Annotated in this window: 6 protein-coding genes; all 6 read left to right on the top strand. The window is 64.6% G+C overall.

The genetic code is table 11. The annotated features are described in order from the left end of the window. Window positions 1-466 precede the first annotated feature (466 nt). Genes LUB09_RS21865 through LUB09_RS21840 form a run of 6 tightly spaced genes read left to right on the top strand, consistent with a single transcriptional unit; the run spans window position 467 to window position 7,291 of the window. Window positions 467-2,803 carry a putative bifunctional diguanylate cyclase/phosphodiesterase gene (locus LUB09_RS21865; protein ID WP_231423672.1) on the top strand — a complete coding sequence of 779 codons (2,337 nt, stop codon included), beginning with the start codon at window positions 467-469 and terminating at the stop codon, window positions 2,801-2,803. Between the two features lie 36 nt (window positions 2,804-2,839). Further along, on the top strand, window positions 2,840-2,983 hold the full coding sequence (locus tag LUB09_RS21860; RefSeq protein WP_231423671.1) for a hypothetical protein: 144 nt from the start codon (window positions 2,840-2,842) through the stop codon (window positions 2,981-2,983). Between the two features lie 14 nt (window positions 2,984-2,997). Further along, the gene (locus tag LUB09_RS21855; protein ID WP_209989104.1) at window positions 2,998-3,675 is read left to right on the top strand and encodes a methylamine utilization protein; all 678 of its coding nucleotides are present in this window, start codon (window positions 2,998-3,000) and stop codon (window positions 3,673-3,675) included. Further along, window positions 3,659-6,007, top strand: coding sequence for a putative bifunctional diguanylate cyclase/phosphodiesterase (locus LUB09_RS21850; RefSeq protein ID WP_231423670.1), 2,349 nt, complete (start codon window positions 3,659-3,661; stop codon window positions 6,005-6,007). Before LUB09_RS21855 ends, LUB09_RS21850 begins: the two co-directional genes overlap by 17 nt. Before the next feature lie 10 nt (window positions 6,008-6,017). Next, window positions 6,018-6,872, top strand: coding sequence for a DUF3034 family protein (locus tag LUB09_RS21845; protein WP_231423669.1), 855 nt, complete (start codon window positions 6,018-6,020; stop codon window positions 6,870-6,872). Next, window positions 6,872-7,291, top strand: a complete 420-nt coding sequence (locus LUB09_RS21840; RefSeq protein WP_209989114.1) for a group I truncated hemoglobin — start codon at window positions 6,872-6,874, stop codon at window positions 7,289-7,291. The genes LUB09_RS21845 and LUB09_RS21840 overlap by 1 nt, the downstream gene beginning before the upstream one ends. Window positions 7,292-7,490: the final 199 nt, after the last annotated feature.

Genomic DNA, 7,490 nt, shown 5'->3' with positions numbered 1-7,490 from the left:
GGGCGCTTCGCACCCCAACGCGGGGCAAGCCCGCTCGCCACAATAAGCCCACAAATTTTCCGTTCAGTTAAGCGCAGATTCCCTGTGGCGAGCAGGCTTGTCCTGCGTTGGGCTGCGCAGCAGCCCCGAAGCCAGGCGCTGAGCCGTATCAGGTACACCGCGCTTTGCTCGATTAGGGGCGCTTCGCACCCCAACGCGGGGCAAGCCCGCTCCCACATTTGGATCTCGGCTCTTTTCCAACAGTGACCCGCCGTAAGGGCGGGACCGTCAGCCGCCGTGACCAAAAAAACGGATATTCACCCAACCAAAACGCCAAAAACCCGCCACCCCTCTCAGCAATCTGCTAAAACCAATCACTCCACCAAAATAGATATATTCCTGACACCCCATCACCAGGCCGCAAGGAATGCACATACCGACAGCCACCCGCGGTCAAGAACGGCGAGCCTCTCCCGAAAGCTCCGCCATGACCTGGCGTCACACTTTCCAGACCCGCATCGCCGCGGTCCTGGCGCTGTTGCTGCTGATCGTCGTCGCCGCTACCTATTTCGCTGTCAAGGCCGCCACCACCCGTGCTGTGGAAAACCAGGCGCATGTCCAGATGAAAACCGGCAGCGAGGTATTCGAGCGCCTGCTCGACCTGCGCGGTCGCCGCCTGCACTACGGTCTGGACTGGCTGACCACCGATACCCCGTTCAAACAGGCCGTGGCCGAGGGCAACAGCGAGGCGATTCTCGCGGCGTTGCGTCGGCACGGCACTGGGATCAGTGCGAGCGAAGTATTTGTGCTGGGGCTCGACGGCAAGGTGGTGGTCAGCACTTTGCCGGTGTTCACGCACGGCCAGCCGTTTCCCGTTGACGGCGTTCTGCGCCAGGCGCGGCGCAAGGGATTGCAGATGCTGATCGTGGCAATGGACGGGCGTCCCTACCTGCTGGTGCAGAAAGACGTGTACGACCCGTTGCCCATCGCCCGTGTGGTCATGGGCTTCCCCATGGACACGCAGTTCGCCAGTGAACTGCGCTCCATGAGCAACCTGGATGTGTCGTTTATCAGCGTGCATGGCGGTCAACCCGGCCCGCTGTTCAGCACCCAGCCCGAGGGCTGGCAGGCCGGCGTCGTCAGTCTGCTGCGTGAGGCGCCCCTCAACCCCGAACCACAGATCACCCGGTTTTATGGCGAGCGTGTGCTCAGCCAGGTGCTGGCCCTGGCCAACACCGGCGACAGCGGTGAGGTGCGCGTGCTGCTGCAAACTCCGCTGGACCAGGCGCTGGAGTCCTTTGAACCACTCGACCGGCAGTTTCTCGGTATCGCCCTGGCGGTGCTGCTGGTGTCGCTGGCCGGGGCGTTGTTCCTCGCGCGGCGGGTATCGCGCCCGCTCAGTGCCCTGGTGGACGCCGCCGCGCGCATCGGCGCCGGGGATTACCGCACGCCCGTGCGGGTGCGCGGCCAGGATGAGTTCGGCTTGCTGGCCCGGGCGTTCAACGCCATGCAAAGCGGCATCGCCATGCGCGAGCGGCAATTGGCGCACAACGCGCTGCATGATCCGCTCACCGGCCTGCCCAATCGCGCGCTGGCGATGGAGCGCCTGGGCAGTGCGATCAGCGCGCGGCGGCCGGTGGTATTGCTGTACCTGGGGATTGAAAACTACCGGGTGATCAATGAGGGCTTCGGGCCGGAGGGCGTCGAGGAAATGCTGCGTGAAGCCAGCCGCTGCCTGTCCATGAGCCTGCTGACCAGCGACACGGCGGCGCGCATCGCCGGCAGCGAGTTTCTGTTGCTGCTGGAAAATACCCAGGTCGACCGCGCCGTGGCCCGCGCCGACCGCCTGCATGCGTTGCTCACCGAGCCTCGGCGCATCGGTGATGACGAGGTGCGCCATGAAGTGAGCATCGGCATCGCCGCCTACCCCGCCGATGGCCAGCAGGTGGAAGAGTTGATCAGCCGCGCCGCCATCGCCCGGCATGATGCGGCGAGCCTGCCCGGCCACCTGCAGATCTATCAGCAGGACCGCGACCTGGCCCACCAGCGGCAGATCACGCTGATCCGCGACTTGCGCCGCGCCCCAGTCGAAGGCCAATTGCTGCTCTGCTACCAGCCCAAACTCGACCTCAAGCTCGGCCATGTGTGCCAGGCCGAAGCCTTGCTGCGCTGGCAGCACCCGACGCTGGGCCTGGTCTCGCCGGCCGAATTCATTCCCCTGGCCGAGCGCACCGGCAGCATGGGCCTGCTCACCGCCTGGGTGATCGAAGAGGCCATCCGCCAGATCGCCGACTGGGCGCAGCGCGGGCTGCTGATCCAACTGTCGGTGAACATTTCCGTGGATGACCTGGCCGACGATGACCTGGCCCTGCGTGTCACCGGGTTACTGGCGCACTACGGCGTGCCGGCCCGGCAACTGATTTTCGAGATCACCGAAAGCGCGATCATGCACAACCCGCAGCAGGCCCTCACTGTGCTGGAGCAACTGCGCGATTGCGGCATCAGCCTGTCGGTGGATGACTTCGGCACCGGTTACTCGTCGCTGGCGCAGTTGCAGCGTCTGCCGGTGCAGGAGTTGAAGATCGACCAGTCTTTCGTGCGCCACCTCGACAGCGCCACCGGTGACGGCGTGATCGTGCGGTCCACCATTGAAATGAGCCATAACCTGGGGCTCAGGGTGGTGGCCGAAGGGGTGGAATTCGAGCCCAGCCTCAGGTTGCTCAAGCTGTGGAACTGCGACACTGCCCAGGGTTACCTGATCAGCCGACCGTTGGAGGCGATGGCGTTCGAGCAGTGGATGGGTCAGCAAAGCGTGCCGGTCTGATCCCTACAGTTTTTGCGCAGGCAGGCGATAACCTCAATGAGCCTGACCGATTGCATAGGTTTTTTACCGACCGACGGTCAGGCGTGCGACGCTGTTCAATGGTGGCCATTTGCCTTGTTTGCGGCATCATCGCTGCCATTGGTTCCAATTTTTGCCAAGGCTGGCCGCTTTCCTCCTTAATTCGCGGATCTCCCATGGGTCGAGTTGTTCAACTGCTATCTCGCGCGGCGCTGTTACTGGCGGCGGCTGGCCCCGTCTCGGCGGCCACGCTCGAGGTGGTCATGCATCAGGCCGATGGCAGCCCGGTGGCGGATGCAGTGGTCACCCTGCAGGGTCCGGCCCATGCGCCGACGGGGCTGCTCAAGGCCGATATGGACCAGCGCGGCCAGCGTTTCGCGCCTCATGTGCTGGCCGTGCACACGGGCACCCAGGTGCGCTTCCCCAACAGCGACAACATCCGTCATCAGGTGTATTCCTTCTCGGCCGCCAAGCGGTTCGAGTTGCGGCTTTATGAAGGCACGCCGAGCGAACCGCTGCTGTTCGACAAGGCCGGTGTGGTGGTGCTGGGCTGCAATATCCATGACTGGATGCTCGGCTACATCTACGTCACCGACGACCCGGTGTTCGGTGTCAGTGACGCTCAGGGCCGAGTGCGCCTGGAGCAACTGCCGCCCGGCGACTACCACGCCACCCTGTGGCACCCGCAACTCAAGGCCATGCAGCCGTTGGACGGCGGCACCCTGCACATTCCCGCTACGGGCCTGAGCCACAGCGTGGTGCTGGCCCTGGAGCCGGTGTCCGCCGATCTTCCGCCCACGCCATCGGCGTTTGGCGATGCCTTCCATCGAGCCGCCCATGAAACTGCGCAGTAGTTTCCAGGCGCGGGTCGCCACGGTGCTGATCCTGCTGTCGCTGGTGGTGATCGGTGCGCTGTATTTCAGTGTGAAAGTCGCCACCCGCTCAGCGGTGCACGGCCAGGCCATGACCCAGCTGGAGGTGGGCTCGCGGGTGTTCGAACGCCTGCTGGATGCACGCAGCCGACGCCTGGCCGATGCTGTGCAACTGCTGGCCACCGACTTCGGCTTTCGCGATGCGGTGGCCAGTGGCGACTCGGCGACGATGCGCTCGGTGCTGCTTAACCATGGCAAGCGCATCAATGCCAGCGACATGATCCTGCTCGGCATGGACGGCAAAGTGCTGTCCAGCACCTTGAGCGAAGTGCCTGAAGGCTCGACCTTCCGCTACGACCAGGCACTGCGCGAAGCCAGAAGCAAGCACCAGGCCACGCTCATCGTGCCGCTGCAAGGCCGGCCGCACCTGCTGGTGGAAGCGTCGGTGCTGGCACCCTTGCCGATTGCGCGGGTGGTGATGGGCTTCAGCATGGACGGCACGTTTGCCGATGAGTTGCGCTCGTTGAGCAACCTGGAAGTGTCGTTCCTGGCAATCGACAAAGGCGTGCCCGGCGAGTTGGTCAGCACCCAGCCGCAGGCGCTGCGCGACAGCATCCTGGACCTGATGGAGGGTGATTCGAGCCGCCGGGGCGTGTCGACCACTGATCATCTGGAACACAGCTTCCTCAGCCAGTCGCTGGTGCTGGCCAGCGACGACGACGGCAAAGTGCTGGCGCTGCTGCAAAGCCCCTTGGATGCGGCAATGCAGGCGTTCGTGCCGCTCGATGAAAAGATCCTCGGCATTGCGCTGGTGGCCCTGCTGGCTTCGTTGATCGGCGCATTGCTGCTGGCGCGCACGGTGTCGCGGCCGGTGCAGGCGCTGGCGTCGGCGGCCGAGCGCATCGGTCAGGGCCACTACCTCACGCCGGTGACCCTGACCCGCAGCGACGAACTGGGTTTGCTGGCCGGCGCGCTCAATGCCATGCAAAAAGGCATCGCCGAACGCGAGCAGCAACTGGCGCACAACGCGCTGCATGATCGCCTCACCGGCCTGCCGAACCGTGCGCTGGCGATGGAGCGCCTGGGCAGCGCGATTGCCCAGCAGCGGCCGATTGCGCTGATTCACCTGGGCATCGATAACCTGCGTGCCGCCAGCGAAGCCGCCGGGCCGGACGCGGTGGACCAATTGTTGCTCACCGTCGGCCGGCGCCTGCAAGCGGTGCTGCGCCCCGGCGATACGCTGGCGCACCTGATCGCCGACGAGTTTTTGCTGTTGCTCGAAGGCGCCGGCAGCGACGAGGCGGTGGGCATGGCCGACAAACTTCAACAATTGCTGCTGCGCCCCCAAAGCATCAACGGCCATGACCTGGCGCTGGACTGTCGCCTTGGCATCGCGACCTACCCGGCCGATGGCGAAACCGCACACACCTTGCTCGAACGCGCCGCGATTGCCATGGCGGACGCCGCGAAAATTCCCGGGCGTCTGCAGGTTTACAAGCAGGGCAGTGACCTTGCCCATCGCCGCCAGATCACCCTGATCCGCGACCTGCGGCATGCGCCCGGCCAGGGTCAATTGCTGTTGCACTATCAGCCCAAGCTGGACATTCGCCAGGGCCAAGTGCGCCAGGCCGAAGCCTTGCTGCGTTGGCAGCACCCGCAGTTCGGCATGATCTCGCCAGCGGAATTCATCCCCCTGGCCGAGCGCTCCGGCAGCATACGGTTGCTGACCCAGTGGGTGATCGAGGAGGGCATCCGCCAGCTCTGCGAATGGAACCGGCGCGGCCTGTACCTGCAACTGTCGCTGAACATCTCGGCAGAAGACTTGCAGGGCGACGAACTGGCGCACCGCGTCTCGGTGCTGCTGCGGCGCTATGGCTTGCCGGCCGAACAATTGGTGTTCGAGATCACCGAGAGCGCGGTCATGCGCGAGCCGGAAAAGGCCCTGAAAGTCCTGCACCTGCTGCGCGACTGCGGTATCAGCCTGTCGGTGGATGACTTCGGCACCGGTTATTCATCGCTGGCCCACCTCAAGCGCCTGCCGGTGCAGGAGCTGAAGATCGACCAGTCGTTCGTGCGCAACCTCGATGAAACCAGTGAGGACGCGGTGATCGTGCGTTCCACCATCGAGATGAGCCACAACCTGGGCCTCAAGGTGGTCGCCGAGGGCGTCGAGTATGCCCACAGCCTGCGCCTGCTGGAGCGCTGGCAGTGCGACACGGCCCAGGGCTTCCTGATCAGCCGGCCCTTGAGCGCCGATGCTTTCGAAGCCTGGGTGGCGTTGCCGCTCAGTGCGCAAACTTCCCTGGTTCATTGAGTAGGCCGACGTGCGTCTTTTCCTGATCGGCTGCCTGGCCGCCCTGACTGTGCAAACCGCCCTGGCCGATAACGGCCGCCTGATCGCCACCGGCGGTGCCAGTAGCCTCGAAGGCGCGGCCGGCGGCGGCATCACGCCGTGGGCGGTACTTGCCGGTTATGGCGAACAGCACGAGTGGGGCGCCACGGCATTCGCCACCACGGTCAACCTGCCGGATTATCGCCTGGACGTGGCCGGGCTGGCGCTGGCCTATGACAACCGTGTCGAGCTGTCTTTCGCCCGGCAACGCTTTGACCTCGGCACCCTGGTGCACCGGCTCAACCTGCCGGATGACCACCTTGGCCAGGATGTGCTGGGGATGAAGGTGCGGTTGTTCGGCGACGTGATTTACGACCGTTTGCCCCAGGTGTCACTGGGCCTGGAGTACAAACACCAGAACACTTTCGATATCCCTCGCCTGGTCGGCGCCAGGCGCGACAGCGATGTGGAAGGCTACCTTGCCGCCAGCCGTTTGTTGATGGGCGCGGCCTTTGGTTACAACGTGCTGGTCAACGGCAGCCTGCGCTACAGCCGCGCCAATGAAACCGGCCTGCTCGGCTTTGGCGGCGACCGCCGCGACCGTCGCAGCCTGCTGAAGGAGGGCTCGGTGGCGGTGCTGTTCAACCCGCGCTGGGCGGTCGGCGTGGAATACCGGGAAAAACCGGACAACCTGTCATTTGCCGGCGAAAGCGATTGGGCGGATCTGTTTGTCGGCTACTTTCCCAACAAGCATGTGTCGGTGGTGCTGGCGTACGCGCGCCTCGGCGAAATCGCCACGCTGGCTGACCAGAACGGCACCTATCTGTCAGTGCAGGGGAGTTTCTGATGCGCTTTCTATCGGTTGTGCTGGCCGTGCTGCTCAGCGCCTGTGCCCAGCAGCCGCCCAGGGATGACAGCCTGTACCGCGACCTGGGCGCGATGCCCGGCATTACGCGGATTGTGGAAGGCATGCTGCTCAACGTGGCCCGTGATCCGCGCATCGTCGAGCACTTCCGGCGCGTCGATATCCAGCGTTTGCGCAACAAACTGATCGAGAAATTCTGCGTGGAGGCGGGCGGGCCGTGCACCTACACCGGGGACAGCATGGCCGAGACTCACAAGGGCCAGAACGTGACCCGCAGTGACTTCAATGCGCTGGTGGAGGATTTGATTGCGGCGATGGATAAGGAAGGCATCGCCGTACCGGTGCAGAACCGCCTGATTGCGCGGTTGGCGGCGTTGCGCGGTGAAGTGATCGAGCACTAGCCCGCGCCGTCGCACAGCAAACTGGAGACGCTGTGGCAAGCCCGCTTGTTGTGGCGAGCGGGCTTGCCCCGCGTTGGGGCGCGAAGCGCCCCCAATAAAGGAGGTCCCGATGTAGCTGACACGGCGCAGCGCATGGTTTTAGGGCTGCTGCGCAGCCCAACGCGGGGCAAGCCCGCTCGCCACAGGGATGGGGTTGTGC

It is taken from the genome of Pseudomonas sp. Leaf59 (assembly GCF_920984685.1).
In the GTDB taxonomy this organism is placed as follows: Bacteria; Pseudomonadota; Gammaproteobacteria; order Pseudomonadales; family Pseudomonadaceae; genus Aquipseudomonas.
Note: the sequence above shows the minus strand (reverse complement) of the source record. Positions and strands in the feature narration are given on the sequence as shown.

What these genes read in the sequence shown, in the direction of transcription:
- LUB09_RS21860 (WP_231423671.1), top strand. Translation starts at nt 2,840, where the DNA reads ATGAGCCTGACCGATTGCATAGGTTTTTTACCGACCGACGGTCAGGCG.
- LUB09_RS21840 (WP_209989114.1), top strand. Translation starts at nt 6,872, where the DNA reads ATGCGCTTTCTATCGGTTGTGCTGGCCGTGCTGCTCAGCGCCTGTGCC.
- LUB09_RS21850 (WP_231423670.1), top strand. Translation starts at nt 3,659, where the DNA reads ATGAAACTGCGCAGTAGTTTCCAGGCGCGGGTCGCCACGGTGCTGATC.
- LUB09_RS21855 (WP_209989104.1), top strand. Translation starts at nt 2,998, where the DNA reads ATGGGTCGAGTTGTTCAACTGCTATCTCGCGCGGCGCTGTTACTGGCG.
- LUB09_RS21865 (WP_231423672.1), top strand. Translation starts at nt 467, where the DNA reads ATGACCTGGCGTCACACTTTCCAGACCCGCATCGCCGCGGTCCTGGCG.